Origin of the sequence: Brasilonema bromeliae SPC951 (genome assembly GCF_012912135.1) — a bacterium.
GTDB lineage: Bacteria > Cyanobacteriota > Cyanobacteriia > Cyanobacteriales > Nostocaceae > Brasilonema > Brasilonema bromeliae.
The window spans coordinates 22,121-36,763 of the sequence record NZ_QMEB01000027.1 but is presented as its reverse complement, the minus strand read 5'-3'; the positions used below and the strand labels follow the sequence as shown (position 1 = coordinate 36,763).

14 protein-coding genes and 1 pseudogene are annotated in these 14,643 nt (G+C 43.5%); 3 read left to right on the top strand and 12 right to left on the bottom strand.

Going from position 1 to position 14,643, the window contains the following annotated elements; all coding sequences use genetic code 11:
• Window positions 1–38 precede the first annotated feature (38 nt).
• From DP116_RS05740 to DP116_RS05710, 7 genes are all read right to left on the bottom strand, one after another.
• The gene (locus DP116_RS05740) at window positions 39–206 is read right to left on the bottom strand and encodes a hypothetical protein (RefSeq protein WP_169154260.1); all 168 of its coding nucleotides are present in this window, start codon (window positions 204–206) and stop codon (window positions 39–41) included.
• Window positions 203–2,110: a hypothetical protein gene (locus DP116_RS05735; RefSeq protein ID WP_169154259.1), complete on the bottom strand. Its 1,908-nt coding sequence runs from the start codon at window positions 2,108–2,110 to the stop codon at window positions 203–205. The genes DP116_RS05740 and DP116_RS05735 overlap by 4 nt, the downstream gene beginning before the upstream one ends.
• Complete coding sequence (locus DP116_RS05730; RefSeq protein ID WP_169154262.1) at window positions 2,103–3,056, bottom strand: AAA family ATPase; 954 nt, start codon at window positions 3,054–3,056, stop codon at window positions 2,103–2,105. Before DP116_RS05730 ends, DP116_RS05735 begins: the two co-directional genes overlap by 8 nt.
• Window positions 3,053–3,406, bottom strand: coding sequence for a CU044_2847 family protein (locus tag DP116_RS05725; protein WP_169154258.1), 354 nt, complete (start codon window positions 3,404–3,406; stop codon window positions 3,053–3,055). The genes DP116_RS05730 and DP116_RS05725 overlap by 4 nt, the downstream gene beginning before the upstream one ends.
• A gap of 194 nt (window positions 3,407–3,600) precedes the next feature.
• A complete protein-coding gene (locus DP116_RS05720) occupies window positions 3,601–5,373 on the bottom strand; it encodes an ADP-ribosylglycohydrolase family protein (protein WP_211173094.1) in 1,773 nt (590 codons plus the stop codon).
• 35 nt (window positions 5,374–5,408) lie between these two features.
• Window positions 5,409–6,116, bottom strand: a complete 708-nt coding sequence (locus DP116_RS05715) for a DarT ssDNA thymidine ADP-ribosyltransferase family protein (RefSeq protein WP_169154256.1) — start codon at window positions 6,114–6,116, stop codon at window positions 5,409–5,411.
• Window positions 6,113–7,507 carry a 3'-5' exonuclease gene (locus DP116_RS05710; RefSeq protein WP_169154255.1) on the bottom strand — a complete coding sequence of 465 codons (1,395 nt, stop codon included), beginning with the start codon at window positions 7,505–7,507 and terminating at the stop codon, window positions 6,113–6,115. Before DP116_RS05710 ends, DP116_RS05715 begins: the two co-directional genes overlap by 4 nt.
• A gap of 534 nt (window positions 7,508–8,041) precedes the next feature.
• Here DP116_RS05710 and DP116_RS05705 point away from each other — a divergent pair.
• Window positions 8,042–8,260 (top strand): hypothetical protein, encoded by a 219-nt coding sequence (locus DP116_RS05705; RefSeq protein ID WP_169154254.1) that lies wholly within the window; start codon window positions 8,042–8,044, stop codon window positions 8,258–8,260.
• Window positions 8,261–8,291: 31 nt separating this feature from the next.
• Here the strand turns inward: DP116_RS05705 and ribD are convergent, their stop codons facing one another.
• The 4 genes from ribD to DP116_RS05685 form a co-directional block, all read right to left on the bottom strand.
• Window positions 8,292–9,467 (bottom strand): bifunctional diaminohydroxyphosphoribosylaminopyrimidine deaminase/5-amino-6-(5-phosphoribosylamino)uracil reductase RibD, encoded by a 1,176-nt coding sequence (gene ribD / locus DP116_RS05700; RefSeq protein ID WP_169154253.1) that lies wholly within the window; start codon window positions 9,465–9,467, stop codon window positions 8,292–8,294.
• A 230-nt stretch (window positions 9,468–9,697) separates the two neighbouring features.
• Window positions 9,698–10,315: a rod shape-determining protein MreD gene (gene mreD / locus DP116_RS05695; protein ID WP_169154252.1), complete on the bottom strand. Its 618-nt coding sequence runs from the start codon at window positions 10,313–10,315 to the stop codon at window positions 9,698–9,700.
• Window positions 10,316–10,319: 4 nt separating this feature from the next.
• Window positions 10,320–11,129, bottom strand: a complete 810-nt coding sequence (mreC, locus tag DP116_RS05690; protein WP_169154251.1) for a rod shape-determining protein MreC — start codon at window positions 11,127–11,129, stop codon at window positions 10,320–10,322.
• Window positions 11,130–11,212: 83 nt separating this feature from the next.
• A complete protein-coding gene (locus tag DP116_RS05685) occupies window positions 11,213–12,220 on the bottom strand; it encodes a rod shape-determining protein (protein WP_169154250.1) in 1,008 nt (335 codons plus the stop codon).
• 371 nt (window positions 12,221–12,591) lie between these two features.
• Here DP116_RS05685 and DP116_RS05680 point away from each other — a divergent pair, with 371 nt between their 5' ends.
• Entirely contained in the window at window positions 12,592–12,954 is a 363-nt protein-coding gene (locus tag DP116_RS05680; protein WP_169154249.1) for a single-stranded DNA-binding protein, read from the top strand.
• A gap of 99 nt (window positions 12,955–13,053) precedes the next feature.
• Here DP116_RS05680 and DP116_RS05675 read toward each other — a convergent pair whose 3' ends face one another.
• Window positions 13,054–13,809, bottom strand: coding sequence for an SIMPL domain-containing protein (locus DP116_RS05675; protein WP_169154248.1), 756 nt, complete (start codon window positions 13,807–13,809; stop codon window positions 13,054–13,056).
• Between the two features lie 295 nt (window positions 13,810–14,104).
• Here DP116_RS05675 and DP116_RS05670 point away from each other — a divergent pair.
• Window positions 14,105–14,574, top strand: a pseudogene (locus tag DP116_RS05670) (EVE domain-containing protein).
• Window positions 14,575–14,643 lie beyond the last annotated feature (69 nt).

Sequence of the window (14,643 nt, the reverse complement as noted above, 5' to 3'; positions counted from 1 at the left end):
TTGGTGAGGTTATTTGCGGACTGATTACCGGGATTCACTCACAACGAATCGCACGCAGCTTCTATATTTTCTGGTAAATCCGATACAGCAAGTGTTGCTGTTGTAGTTTCTTTTGCCTCAAAGGGTAGCTGTTTGGTTCGACTCAAACCTGTCGGCGAGGTTATTGCACGTTGAGTCAGTGAAAGTTTTGATTTAGCAGCCATCATTCCACCTCCACTTGCTCTAGACGCCCAATAGCAACCACAGTTGCACCCAATGTCTTAGCCAGTTCCAATGGTAAATCAGCATATTGCTTTGGCTGCGGATTCAACAAAACCGCCTTCACTCCATCCAATCCACGGATACGTTCTGCTACTTGCAAAGCATCGTCAACTCCCTTACATCCCACAGGTGGTGTTATCCTACCGAAGCGACTGGCTTCTAAAGGCACATTGCCCCGCCCATCACTAATAACAACCAGTACCGCCCGCTGAACTCTACTGCGTCCGTGTTGCAAAGCATGGCGTAAAGTCTGCAATGCCAAATCCAAACCATGAGCCAAAGGAGTCGCTTTGCCTGATTCTGCCTCAATTCCTGCACTGATGCTAGGTACTAGAATGTTTTGCGCCATCACCTGATAAGCTCGCAACTCGTGGCTTGCTTGTGCTGCTCCTACCTGAATTAAGCAAACACTTGCTCGTTCCACATACGCCCAGTTCAGGTAAGGTAATAACTCCTCTTGCCAGTTGCAATCCAATAAACAAGTGTGATCAAGTACCAGCATCAGCATTTGCTCGGCTACAGGTGCTCTGCGATAACTATGCAAGTCCGTCAGCGACAACACCAAGCGCCGTTGACTATGAGTTTTTCCTTGTTGACGAATTGGCTGGAACTTTGCTGCTTCTAGTAACGTCCTCACCAAAGCTAAATCCCGCATATTTGTGGCTTTCTCCACACCAATAATCACCCCACGAGCAGCAGCCGATGCTCGAAATCGACGAGGTGGTAATCGCAGCGAAGCCGCTTCCCGCTCAATAGGTGCTTCATCCTCTGGGTAAGGATTGACAGGAATCGCATTAAATGTTAATGGTGTAGCGGGTAGTTCTTCTGGTTCATCCGACTCATAGACAGGTTCTTGCTCTGGGGATAACTCTAGCTGTTCTGATGAGGGTGTAGAGACCGATGTTGACTCTGTAAGTTTAGTGAGTTCAGGCTGTGGTTCTGAGGACTGAGTTGAGCGTTTTGCTTTCTGCTTGATACCGATTGTCAAGCCAATCATCCCAGCCGCAGTATCAACCTGCTCCGTTGTCATCTGCTTTGCACCCACTAGCCGTGCATTTGCTAGAGACAGTCGCGCTAAAGCAATCTCTCGACGGGGACTATAAACTTCCACTTCTAATGTATAATCAAAAATTCTGGCTAAAGCTTTGGCTGTCATTTTGGGATGGACTTGCAGAGCTTTGAGAAGTTGCTCGCGAATTTCAGTTGACAAAGGTTTCGGCTTTTCCTTGCCTAACCTCCGCTCGTCAAGCAACTCCAGAATAGATTCTGCTCTGTCTACTGTTTTTGCCACCTGTCCACTCAAGCGCAGGGCAAAGCGATCGAGCAGGTGAGGAGAAACCATTCCCACTTCACCACTAGCACAGCCTGCCATCCAGCAAATATTGGGTTGCCAATGCACCTGCTGCCCGTGACGCTCCAAATGTGCTACATCAGACCCCATCAGTACCACACAAGCTCGTGCTGCTGCCAAACTCAGCTTAGTTAAGTCTGGAATGACGACTATCCGCTGTTGGAATTTATTTATAGATTCGTATGGAATGTCACAGGAATGTTGAGACAGCAAACCTGGTTTCCATTGCAACAATTGTTGCTCGTTATCACCCGCTAACCCCCAACTACCCCACAAATCGTCTTCTGCTTCATAGGTTCCCAATGTTACCAGAGTGACTCCATGTCCAGTCACCACTTCCAGCATCTGGGCTGTGGTTTGAGCTGCCAACCGCAAAGCATTAGGTGTCGTATCGAACATCAAAATACTACGAAGACCTGGGCTGATGGCAGCACAGGCGAGCGATCGCATCACCAGATCATTCAAACTCAGTTGCGATAATTTTGCCGAATCACTCACCGTTCATCATCTTCATCACTTGCTCATCATCTTCATCACTCCACGGCATTTGGTTGCTCTGGAGGACTTCAGGGCGACGATGCTGAAGTGCCAATCGAGCGACCTCTGCGACATGGTCGTTTGTGACTTGTTTGGCATCAACAAGCGCAGCATAGGCACGCGCTGCTAAAGCAATGATATAGTCACCTCGGTTACCTTCAGCATTGAACTTTATTGCTAACTTAACGCAGTTTCTAGCAACGCTCACAGGCACTTTAACGTTATAAAAATTCTGGCGTGCTTTCTCAAGTAACGCTTTGCGTTTCTTATCTTTTTGCAGCGCTTCATTGATATAAGCTGACGTTTCTCCCACTTTTAACTGGGAGAGCGCTTCATCAAACTCTAAAACAGTTTGTAAAATCATCGTGCGTTCAGCTTCATTTTGTTCTGCTTCCACACTCACCATCAAGCCAAACCGATCCAGTAACTGTGGTCGCAGTCCTCCTTCTTCCGGGTTCATAGTACCAACCAGGGTATAAGAAACAGGTTTTTGAAAACTTTGCCCTTCCCGCTGCACCACCAGCACTCCTGTCGAGGTGACATCAAGAATAATATTCACGATGTGGTCATCCAGCAGATTGACTTCATCGATATAAAGTAAGCCACCATTTGCTTCTTCCAGCAATCCTTTCTGGGGAACAGCCTTGCTCTGCATCAATTCATCAATCCGCCAGCCCCCAACCACTCGGTCTTCTGTAGCATTAATAGGTAGAGTCACCGGGAGGCGCTCATACATCATCTGAGCAAAAGCACGCACAGCTGTAGATTTCCCGGTTCCCCGTTGTCCACTGAGCAACACTCCTCCAATCCTTGGCGCAATATACGCTAGTTCCAAAGCCAGCTTGATCTGCTGCTGACCGACAATCAGCGTGTAAGGCAATATCTGAATCGTCGTTGTTTCGTTCACGACTCCCCTGTTGACTTCCACTTCATTGTCACCTCTATTTGCGCCCCCGTATTAACTTTGGCTATAACTGCACCAACCTCTGAATCCAGTTTGATAGCAAGCTTGACCTCTAATTCATTGGGTCGTGTCTCCTTTTCCATTTGCTTGACGCTTTCTACAACCCGCTTCGCACAACTACGGGTTAGCTGCATTGCTTCCCCAAAAACATCACGAGCCGCAGCCACAACTCTAGCTGTGTCAACACCCCGTACATTTTCGTATGGGCTTCTACTCGGTGGAATATTATCTACCTCAATATAGATAACGACTTCTTCCCCGTTGACGACATCTTTACTTTCAATAATCGGCATGGATAGCACTCACTTGTTTACTGAAACATCTTTACTGTTTACTTTTTTATACAAAATGACAATATGCTTTTCCTGAAGTTCTAAAAATTTATTAGGCGAAGCTCCGGAGGAGCCGCTCCGCGAACGCTATATCTTTAGATTTCTGCTAGGGGGCGAAGCCGAAATGAAGCGCCATACAGGTTCGTAATTTTTGATTAAAACTTTACTTCAAAAATTCTAATCTGATTATCATCAGGATCAAGACAATAAAAGTAACGTCTTTCATGGTTTTTTGAAATATCTTTTACAATTTTTGCTTCTACTTTGCTCACATTATTATAAGCTTCATCGAGTGATTCAACTTCAAGGTCAATCGTGTGAGTAGTAGGTGCTTTAGTAGTCCCTGAATAAAAGCCGTGCCTTTTTTTATAATCTTCTATATTAATTAATACAATACTCCCACATCTTACCAACAACTTTGATTCTTGTTCTACTTGAATTCCTAAAACTTTCTCATAGAAAAAACGAGATTTATCAAGATTGCTAACTGGAATTTCAATTCCTACATGGAGAATATTAACTTGTTGGAATTCAAAATTATGTTCAGAGACACTAATAGATTTTAACTCAGAGTTAATTTCTGTGTTGTTTTTAGGGCGTGAAAGCTTTTTGACATATAAAGACTGACCTTCAGCAGTAGTCAGCTTCCACGATGTCGCCACAGTTGATTTAGATATAGACTGATGATTTACAGAAGCTGATATTTGGGCTTTTCTTCCATCTGGAATCAATATACTATCAGCAGGTTTTGACACTTCGATTTGTTTTACGAAAGCATCTAGATGCGTTTTCTTAATTGTGAAATTATCTGCTTGTTGAGTTTGTGAATCGCCTTGGTTTCTGGCTAAATGTTCTGCTATATCTCGGATATAGTTTGCATCTTGAACTTTTACTGCGTAATTTCCTAGCCATTCAATTCCCGCTATAGCACCAAGAATTCCACCAGTCATTGACGCAATCGTATCAGTGTCAGCACCGTGAGCGAATCCTGCTTCTAAAAGACCATAGAACGGATTTGCGGCAAAACGCGATGCCAGAAATATGGCAGCCGCAGCACTTACCGTTCCTGCTCCTTTGACACTTTTATTAAAGCATCCAAGTTTAGTAAGAACTTCTCGCTCAATCGAGAGCGCTCCTTGCTTCATTCCCTCTTGGCATAACTCAAGAAGTTGCAACATCTCCTTAATAGTGTGTTGCCAAGAATCGTCATATTGTCCATCAGTTGTTTGCAAAGCTGAATTTTTCCAATTCGGGCAAATATCATTTAAATCTGGTAAAACAGACCAAGAATTAAGTTCCGATAAAACTTTTTCAAGAATTGCACCGTATTGCAAAGTATTCGTCTCTCGTAATGCTACCCAAATGGCAAAACCGTAAGCAAGCGCACCCACCAAAGCTCTGGGGTGTCCGTGAGTTGTAACACCATTAGCAACAATATTTTTCGCAATGTTTTCAAAATTAGTTTCTGTCGCACCTAACAAACAATGAGGCAATATTCGCATCGCCACACCATTTCCACCAGCACCAAAATATCGCTTTTTCTCCTTATCAGGAGAAGACCAAGGCTCTATTCCTGCAAGCCATTGCTGCGCTGATCGTTTTGTTGCTCCTCCTCCACCACGTTCGTAAGAAGTCCAAATTGGTAATTCCCGCTTAGTTAAATGGTGCCACCAGCGTGCGCCATAAAGTAAGCTTCTGGCAGTACAGAGAATTAGCTGCGTATCGTCACTATATTCACCAGCAAGAATAACTTCGTGATGAGGGTAGTATTGCCCCCCTGACTTCCGCACCCATTGTTGGAATCCATTATCTAAAACTTCTGCTGGAGAAGAAGTCTTTTTATCAATTCTCTTAGCTTCTGGTTCTTGAGACCATCCCAACGCATCACCAACAGCTGCGCCAAGAAATGCACCTTGTCCTTTTGTCATAAGGGAGATTGTATGTAGGTGCTGTTCATTACTAATCATAGTTCCTCCCCGACTTTCCAAGGTGTTTCATCTGGTCTTTTACCTGAGCGAATCAAGTTGCTTAAATTGTACTTATCAAATAAATCTGGTGCTACTACGAATTTGTATTTCTCCTCAGAAATACCCAGAATGTCAAGGCGTACTGCTTCGTTTTTTGCCTGCGTTTCACTTGGTACTGCAATCGCTAAAATGTCAGATATTCCAATTTGGTCTGGAATCAGAACTTCTGCTTGGTTGTCTGTGGGACAGCAGGCTAAATGATTAGTCCAACGGCTAAAAGTTCGTCCTCCAGCACCAGATACAGACTGAGCAAACATTGACAAAAAAGCTGCCTCACCTTCGGCAATAGTACTACCAAAAGCAGATGCAGCATTTCTTGGACAGAAACGAGTACCAGCCAACCAGAGATACTTCGGATTGATGAATAGCACAACCCAATCCCTAAATAAAATATCTTTGGATTTTGCTGTATTGAAATACCAGACATTGGGGTATTGAATTGAACAACAGATGTATCCTTGATGTCCATCAAGCCGCTTTAGGTCAGTTGGTGTAAAAACACTGCGCTCATTTTTTTGTAAATGTTTTGTTGCCAGTATTCCCGTTTCACCTGTCAAAATATGAACGAGGTTGCGCGATGGGGTAAAATGACAAAGACGTGTTATGCTGCGACGTTCAGCTTCACGCTTAATCGAATCAATCATCTTTTCACCCTCTCGTAAAGGCTGGTATCACTTGGTAAAAGACTAGTAACTTCACCGCAGTACGTCATAATCAGCCGTGTTTTAGCACGTGTGACACCAACATACAATAATCTTCCATCTTGGGCGCTTGCATCTGCTTCACCGAAAGCTTCTACTGCTTCGGGGTCTGGTAATTTCTTATTATTACAAAATGGCAAGATAACTGCGTCGAATTCGAGACCCTTTGCTGAATGATAAGTTCCATATCTAATACCAGCCCCGGCTTGCCAAGTTGTCATCTCTCGATGCAGACGGATAGTTCCTTTTGGTAAATATTGTCCGATAAGTTTTTCATCTTGGCGATCGCGAAAAAGAATTGCCACGTTCTGCGTCCTAGCTAGCGTTATAGCTTGGTGGACGACAAATAATATTTCCTGGTCAGGAGAAGAAAATTCAACGATTGTTGGTAACAGACCATCAGCAGGTGGTGAAACTGGTTCCACTAAATCGGGGACACCTTTAAAATAAGGCATCTTTGAGATAGCAAGTCCAAGTTTGGCAATTTGTTTGGTGTTCCGGTAATTTTGTTTAAATTCCCAAACTTGTTCGATATCAAGTCCTGCATCTCGCCAAGATATACGATGTCCATATATTTGCTGTGCAACATCTCCAAAGAATGTCAATGAACCATCCGCAGGAATAGCCCAGGCAAGGGAGCGAATCATTTGTGGCGAAAAGTCCTGACCCTCATCAATTACGATGTGCTTATATAAACGTTTTGATGTATCAGCACCGAATTCTTCACAAACAGTAGTTGCTATATCGTCCCAGTCATACTTTTTACCGCTTTGCTGACGCAGGTTTAGGTAAGTCTGGTAGATTTCAAAGACTAACTCCCGTTCTTTCCCCTTAAAACGCATTTCTACATCACTAAGTACATCAAAGTTTTGATACTCTTCATAAGTAGTAATACCATAGTGTGCCATCCAGCGAATTTCTTCTGAAAAAAGCTCCACAGGATAGTCAAAAAGAGGATGCAAACTATGATGCTGTGAAATATTTTTTACCGCTTGCTTCACTAAAGCTTCGCGATCATCTGGAGTGAGAATCGCATGACGAGACATTTTATTGCGAAAAGCGAGATATCCCCTGGCGAAGAGATGGTAGTTCTCGATAATCACGTTGGCTAGTTTTCTATCTTGAAGGTGGTTTAAATAAGTTACAAGCGCTTTATTAAATGTGACTAACAACGTCTTGCCGCAATGTTCAGTCCTTGGATCAGCAAGAAAAGCGGATCGCAAAATAGCAAGTGTTGTCTTACCACTTCCCGCAGTTCCTAAAACAGCGAAGTGCCCCCGTGCTGGTAGATATAGCACCTCTTTTTGGCGACCAATTGGCTGAGGTAGACTCATTATCTCGTGGAAGGTTAGTTTGAATTTATACTATAGCTTTTCAGTAGCTGCCTGTATTGGGTAAAAATTGCGATCGCCATAAAAAGTGCCCAATCAATTATTGAAGGGTAAGCATTTTTTTGGATCTCCTTCATTGGTTATTTGTAAACAAAAGTATAGCTTGAAAAAACCAAGTTTCTCAAACTTAGCAATCAGCATATTTGGTTTTACTACTCAATCAAAATAAAATTGATTGTGCGCTTAACAAGTATTTACAAAAGTGTTTAAAATATGAAAAATAAGCGAACGTACAGCACAGGTAGACGTTGAGACACAGAACAACACAAGCAAAAAGTCAAGACTCATGCAGGGCATAACAATACTACTTTTTGTTCATGTATTGTTTAAAATTATTAATCCTTAATCATCATCAACTTATAACTCAATATATTAAGTTTTTAATAACACTTATGTCAGCCTCTACATTAAGACCGAAACCTATTACCGCAATTGTGTATCCTGAAAACAGCTAAGCTAATCTTCAATGGAGGTCTAATGACTCCCAAAGTTATGCGTCAGCTTTGGTCTGTAGTGGAAACTGCACAAACTAAGACGCTATTACAGCTCGATGATGCTAGCTTGGTACAATGGTTGGTCAAACAAATCAAAACCCAAGCTTTGCTAGATTGTTATGAAAGCGATTTCCTCAGTGACTACGTTAAATCTCGGCTAGCACTGATCCGTGATTTGGCTCAAGAACGTCAGTATTCCTAAAAGTCATAAGTCATAACTCATGACTTATGACTTATAACTGATGACTTGGCAAATAACCCTCTACCAAACAGTCAGAACCAACTACCCTTATCTCTACACGTTCCAAGGATAGCGCCTCAGTCATGGAGGTCAAACCTAAGTCACCCACAGGTGTGGGAGCATGAACACCACCAACGATTTTAGGAGCAATAAAAGCAAAAACTTTTTGCACTGCTTTTTGGGCGATCGCACTAGCAGCTAAAACACCACCGCACTCCCATAACACGCTGCAAAATCCCCGCTTGTATAAGTACGCCATCACCTGATCTGGTGTGAGTGGTGTTAACTCCACCACTTCCACCCCCAGATTCCGCAACAGTTCTTGAAAATCGGGGTTAGCTCCTTTTTCTGTGAAAACCAAAGTGGGAGCTTCTGCGGTTTGCCAGATACGAGCGTTTTGAGGTAAATCCAGACTACGGCTCATGACCACCCGTAGGGGATTATGTGCTCCTTCCCGATGGCTAGTCAAATAAGGATTATCCAGTCTGATTGTGTTTCCACCCACAATCACCGCATCACAAGCTGCTCGCAGTTGATGAACTTCGCCGCGAGCATCCTTATTTGTCACCCATGCACTATGACCAGTCGTCGTCGCAATTTTGCCATCTAAAGTCATGGCATATTTCAAAATGCCAAAAGGTCGATGATGAAGAATACGATGGATAAAACCTTCATTGAGCTTCTTACAGGCTTGTTCTTCCACTCCCACCAAAACTTCTATCCCTGCAGCCCGTAGACGGGCTATACCACCACCAGCGACAAGTGGATTTGGGTCAACCATCCCCACGACCACCTTAGCGATCCCAGCGGCTACCAACGCTTCTGAACAAGGGGGAGTACGTCCATAGTGATTGCAAGGCTCTAAGCTCACGTAAATCGTTGCTCCACGAGCATTTTCACCTGCTGCTTTGAGGGCAAAAACTTCTGCATGCGGCTCACCAGCACGCGGATGAAACCCTTCCCCGATAATCTCGCCATCTTTGACAATCACCGCCCCCACCATTGGGTTTGGGGAGGTGCGTCCTAAAGCGCGACGGGCGAGTTCTATACACCGCCGCATCATAGCGTGGTCAAAGTCACTTAAGAGTGTTTGCTTTGGATGTGAATCATCCTGAAATTCTGATTCTGCGATGAAAGCATCTGGTTCGACCATTGGTAAATTATCCATAATTCTTAGCAACAGAGTAATAATTTTGTAGCTACATAAAGATGAATTAACTTTAGCTTGAATTTATTTTGTTAAAGGATGCGTATAGTTCAGAAAAATTTAGGAGTGAAGAGTCACATTAATTGACTCCTCACTCCTCACTCCTTTCTGAGTTTAAACCCAGGTTATCCACACTCCGCACTCGGTTCTTTGTAAGAAGATTTCTGAATTTTGAATTCTTCTTCACTGATTTATGACTGTTGTGCTAATTTTACTTGCTGCCACCAACGATTTAGGGGAAAATAAATCACTGGTGCCCAGAGGCTACTGAGAATGGCAGAGGCAAGGGCGACTTTCTGGAAATGTGCCCAGACATCAGCCGGATTGCGATCGCCCATTAAAATCAACTGCGATGCAAAAATTGTCTCTGACCACAGTGCCATACCAAACACAATTAAGGCAATAGAAATAAAATCTTCTTGTATAAAACGCTGCTTCTGCAACAGACCAGTCAAACTTCCAACCACTGCCAAACTTAGAGCATGAGTTGGATCAGGTGATGTCATAGCATCTTGTAGTAGACCCAAAACAACACCTGCCAATGCGCCACTAAAAGCTGTGCGCTTGACACTCCAAGCAACTACCCAAATCACAGGCCAGTTTGGTCCTATTCCCAATAATTCCATACCAGGGACTCGGATTAACAGCATCAGTAAGCATAACATTACTGATCCAGTTATTATCGCCCAATCAGTGAACTGAAGTAAGCGCGGGTGCCAACGAGAAAGGGGGACGATTTGAATTTTGGATTTTCGTCTTGGCGATTTTGACTTTTTTTTCCTACTGGTTTGTAATTGAGGAGTCCTCATTGTTTCATTTAGATTTTTCTGACTTTTGATTGACAGAACCGACATTTTCTGGTGGCGGGGTTTGTGGTTTAGGATATACCGTCACCCAATCCAAAGAGCGTATCGACGGGAAAAGTTCCACTTTCCCCACTGATGCTGGAAGTTTCTTTAAATCTAAAGACTTCACTCGTCCGACAGCCAATCCGGAAGGAAACTTCTGACTATAGGTAGATGTAGTAACTACGTCTCCAGGTTTTACATTTGGGACTTTTTCATAAAATTCCAGGATTCCATCAGCAGAGGAATCTCCTCGCAAAACACCCTTTGCCCCTGTGCGGCTGACTGTTACACCAACTTGACTCTTGAGGTCACTAATTAACAGCACCCGGCTGGTATTGGGAGTTACGCTTTCTACTAAACCCACCAATCCACCATCACCCTTAACGATATAACCTTCCTGAATACCTGCAAGGCTTCCACGATTGAGAGTTACTTGTTGCCACCAGTTGTCAGCACCACGTGTCATCACTCGCGCGATCACAGGGCGGGATGTGGATGGTTCTTTTTCTACATAGCCTAATAACTGTTTTAACTTTTTATTTTGGTTTTTCAGTTCTGCGATCTGGGTTTGCAGTTCTAAAAACCGAGCATCCTTGAGACGTTCTTCTTGAGCTGGTGGTGTCTGCAACATCTGGATTGGACGAGTTATCTCTTGATATATCTCAAACATAAGAGCACCTTGAGTTTGTCGAAGCACCCAAGCACCACCAACAACTATACCTAGCAACCCTATTTGTAATCCTCTGCGCTCCCACCACCGACGTGCCGTAAACATAAGAAACCTTTTTTAGCTGTAATATAAATTAAGATATTGGATTCCCGCAACGCGATCGAACCCAATATCTGATAGCGTTTGTGTTACATATTGCGAGAACGCCCGCTGAAAATTCTTTCCATCTGCTTGAAATTTTCCAATACACGACCTGTTCCCCGTACAACACATTCCAATGGATCACTAGCGATATGTGTTACTATTCCAGTCTCATGGCTGATTAAGGTATCCACTCCTTTAAGCAGCGCGCCTCCACCAGCTAGCATAATTCCTCGGTCAATGATGTCTGATGCCAACTCTGGCGGGATGCGTTCCAAAGTCCGCTTCACCGCTTCGATAATCACCAACAAAGGTTCCGACATACTTTCACGTACTTCTGGTCCTTTAATTGTGACAGTTCGCGGCAAACCAGAAAGCAGGTGCAAGCCTCGGACTTCCATCATGGCATCATCATCATCATGAGTCGGATATGCTGATCCTATGCGAATTTTAATGTCCTCAGCAGTGCGTTCCCCTATGACTAGGTTATGAACTTTCTTCATATACTGCATGATGGCTTCGGTCAGCTCATCTCCTGCAATGCGTACTGATTCAGAAAGCACTGTCCCTTGCAGGCTCAACACAGCAACTTCTGTTGTCCCGCCACCAATATCAATAATCATATTGCCTGTTGCTTCAGTCACAGGTAGTCCTGCCCCAATTGCTGCAGCCACCGGTTCATCAATCAAGTAAACTTCTCTTGCCCCAGCTTGAGAAGCCGCATCCATGACAGCTCTTCTTTCTACCCCTGTTACTCCACTAGGAATACCAATGACAATTCTTGGTAATACTAGAGATTTGCCCTCGTTGACTCTTTGGATAAAGCTTTTTAGCATCACTTCTGCTGTATCGAAGTCAGCGATGACACCATCACGCAAGGGGCGCACCGCAATTACATTCGCGGGTGTGCGACCGAGCATTTTTTTTGCTTCTTCTCCAACTGCTATTGGAACCTTTTCGTTTAGGTCAATCGCCACTACAGAAGGTTCTTGCAGAACAATGCCTTTACCTGATACATAAACGAGGGTGTTTGCGGTACCAAGGTCAATACCCATATCCCGCGATAAGGAAAATTTACTAAAAAGACCCACGCGTCTCTATGCCCCCTAATTTTGATATTTTTTGAGTACTGTTACAAATGAGAATTGTGCAGGATCGTATTATGTTTTTTAACCTGAGTCCAGTAAACTAGATTATATTTTTATATATTTTTTCGTAATCTTTGACCAGTCTCAAGCTTCTATTGTTCTATATTCCCAGGCGGCATAAGTGTATCCGTATTGTTTTAGAGTTTTTACAGAGTGATTCATATCATTTGTCTCGGCGGTAACTGTAATGATTTTTTACAGAACGCTTTGCTGATAACATAGCAATTCGCTACTATGATATTCACAATATAAGTACATTAGTACTGGATAAACTGCACATGAGCATAAATATTGTTACCCTCATTGGTCGTGTAGGAACTGACCCGGATATGAAATATTTCGAGTCAGGTAGCGTTAAGTGTAAATTAACACTTGCCGTCAATCGGCGTACAAGAGACAGCGAACATACTGATTGGTTTAATCTGGAATTATGGGGAAAAACAGCGCAGGTGGCAGGTGATTACGTGCGTAAAGGCAAACAAATTGCTGTTAAGGGTTCCTTAAAATTTGATAATTGGAGCGATCGCGCCACAGGAGCAAATCGATCTACACCCGTTATCATCGTGGATCAGCTGCAACTACTAGGTTCTAAACGGGACGCCGAAGATGGTGACATAGATATGAACCCTGATAATTTCTAATTTAGTCAAAAGTGAGCCAGTGCGGTGGACGGGTTCCCCGGCATAAAGCAACTGGCGAACCCCGAAGGGGTCAAAATAGGTAAAGCTAATAACTAATGACTAATAACTAATTTGTAATGTCACCGTAGCTTCCACCTGCTGTTCACCACCAACTATAGTGGTGGCAGCATTTTGTTTTGTTGTTAGCCTACCAAGCTCAGCAGCATCCAAGAGGGGTCTTGGTGGTGGAGGTGCGCTGGCTCCATTCACTTGAATGCTGACGACTTCTTTCGGCTGGAAACCCAAAGTACTCAAAACAGCTTGAGCTTGCTGTTGAGCATCCTGGGTGGCTTTTTTTAATGCTTGTTGTTGAGCAAGGGTTATCGCCTCATCAGTTGCAACAAAACTAATGCCGCTAATTTGAGTCGCACCAGCAATGACCGCTTCATCTAACAGAGTACCCGCGCGTTCAGTGGGAATGCGAAAACTGACAACGTTAGAAGCAGCATACCCTGTAATACGCTGCACTTTATTGTCGTAATTGTAAACTGGGTTAAGAGTAATGCCTGTGGTTTGTAATTTTTGCACATTACGGCTTTTTAGTAAAGCAACCACAGCAGATGACCTGCGAGCAGCTTCTTGTTGTACCTGCTGTGCTGTTTTTCCCTGAACCTCTACTCCCAAACTGACTTGAGACAAAGTTGTAGGAATTGTCTCCATTCCACGACCATTAACACTCAGAGTACGCAACATCCTTTCTTTCTGCTGTGCTAAAGCAGGTTGGGTACTACTTATATATACAAGCAATGCTAAAGATAGAAATTTCCACCGGTTCCCAGCATTGAACTGAGAACCAAATACAGCATTTGTATTCACAAAACGTTCACTCCTCTAAAAATTCTTCATCTATGAAGATCTGGTAAGTTGTGAAAAATCCTGAGTGGTTAGCTTGAACCAACAACTAACCACTCATCGCTAACAATAAACAACACACAACTAACACTCCCTATCCATTCGGAGAAGACACAGCCAGTAGTGTGTCTATATGAGAGGTATTTTTACTTTGACACGATTACTGTCTAAAGTCTAAGCAGTTACATTTTTAGAAACTAAAAAATAGCTATTGGTTTACTGTTAACTGTTAACTGCAAACAATAGAAGGAGAATATTTGTGCGATACTGGCTGCTGAAAACAGAACCAGAAGAGTATTCCTACTCCGATTTAGAACGGGATAGCACTACAGTTTGGGATGGAGTGAGCAATCCTTTGGCTCTTAAGCATCTGCGTACGATGGAAATTGCTGATTTGGTGAACCAGCGCTGCAGGCGGGTTTCCCGCCGTAGGCGACTGGTGAACCCGTAAGGGTATTCATTTATCACACAGGGAAAGAGCGGCGAGTGATAGGTGTAGCGGAGGTCGTCACTCAACCTTATCCAGATCCAAAATTAGATGATGCTAAACGGGTTGTTGTCCAGGTACGAGCGATACGAAGAGTGGCTCAGCCAATCACCCTAACCCAAATTAAGCAGGACGAAAATTTTGAAGGTTTTGACTTACTACGCCTGAGTAGACTATCCGTAGTCCCAGTATCAGAGTCTCACTGGCAGCGCCTTGTCCAACTAACAGCCGGAATGAATTGATTAATCAATGCTTTGTGTAACGCTTCTATGGTAACTTTCAACAAACTGTAAATTAAAAGGAAGTATTTT

Excerpts from the sequence above, each read along its gene's own strand:
- DP116_RS05680 (WP_169154249.1), top strand. The coding sequence starts at position 12,592 with ATGAGCATAAATATTGTTACCCTCATTGGTCGTGTAGGAACTGACCCG.
- DP116_RS05715 (WP_169154256.1), bottom strand. The coding sequence starts at position 6,116 with ATGATTGATTCGATTAAGCGTGAAGCTGAACGTCGCAGCATAACACGT.
- DP116_RS05740 (WP_169154260.1), bottom strand. The coding sequence starts at position 206 with ATGATGGCTGCTAAATCAAAACTTTCACTGACTCAACGTGCAATAACC.
- mreD (WP_169154252.1), bottom strand. The coding sequence starts at position 10,315 with ATGAGGACTCCTCAATTACAAACCAGTAGGAAAAAAAAGTCAAAATCG.
- DP116_RS05685 (WP_169154250.1), bottom strand. The coding sequence starts at position 12,220 with ATGGGTATTGACCTTGGTACCGCAAACACCCTCGTTTATGTATCAGGT.
- DP116_RS05720 (WP_211173094.1), bottom strand. The coding sequence starts at position 5,373 with ATGACAAAAGGACAAGGTGCATTTCTTGGCGCAGCTGTTGGTGATGCG.
- DP116_RS05705 (WP_169154254.1), top strand. The coding sequence starts at position 8,042 with ATGACTCCCAAAGTTATGCGTCAGCTTTGGTCTGTAGTGGAAACTGCA.
- DP116_RS05725 (WP_169154258.1), bottom strand. The coding sequence starts at position 3,406 with ATGCCGATTATTGAAAGTAAAGATGTCGTCAACGGGGAAGAAGTCGTT.
- ribD (WP_169154253.1), bottom strand. The coding sequence starts at position 9,467 with ATGGATAATTTACCAATGGTCGAACCAGATGCTTTCATCGCAGAATCA.
- mreC (WP_169154251.1), bottom strand. The coding sequence starts at position 11,129 with ATGTTTACGGCACGTCGGTGGTGGGAGCGCAGAGGATTACAAATAGGG.
- DP116_RS05710 (WP_169154255.1), bottom strand. The coding sequence starts at position 7,507 with ATGAGTCTACCTCAGCCAATTGGTCGCCAAAAAGAGGTGCTATATCTA.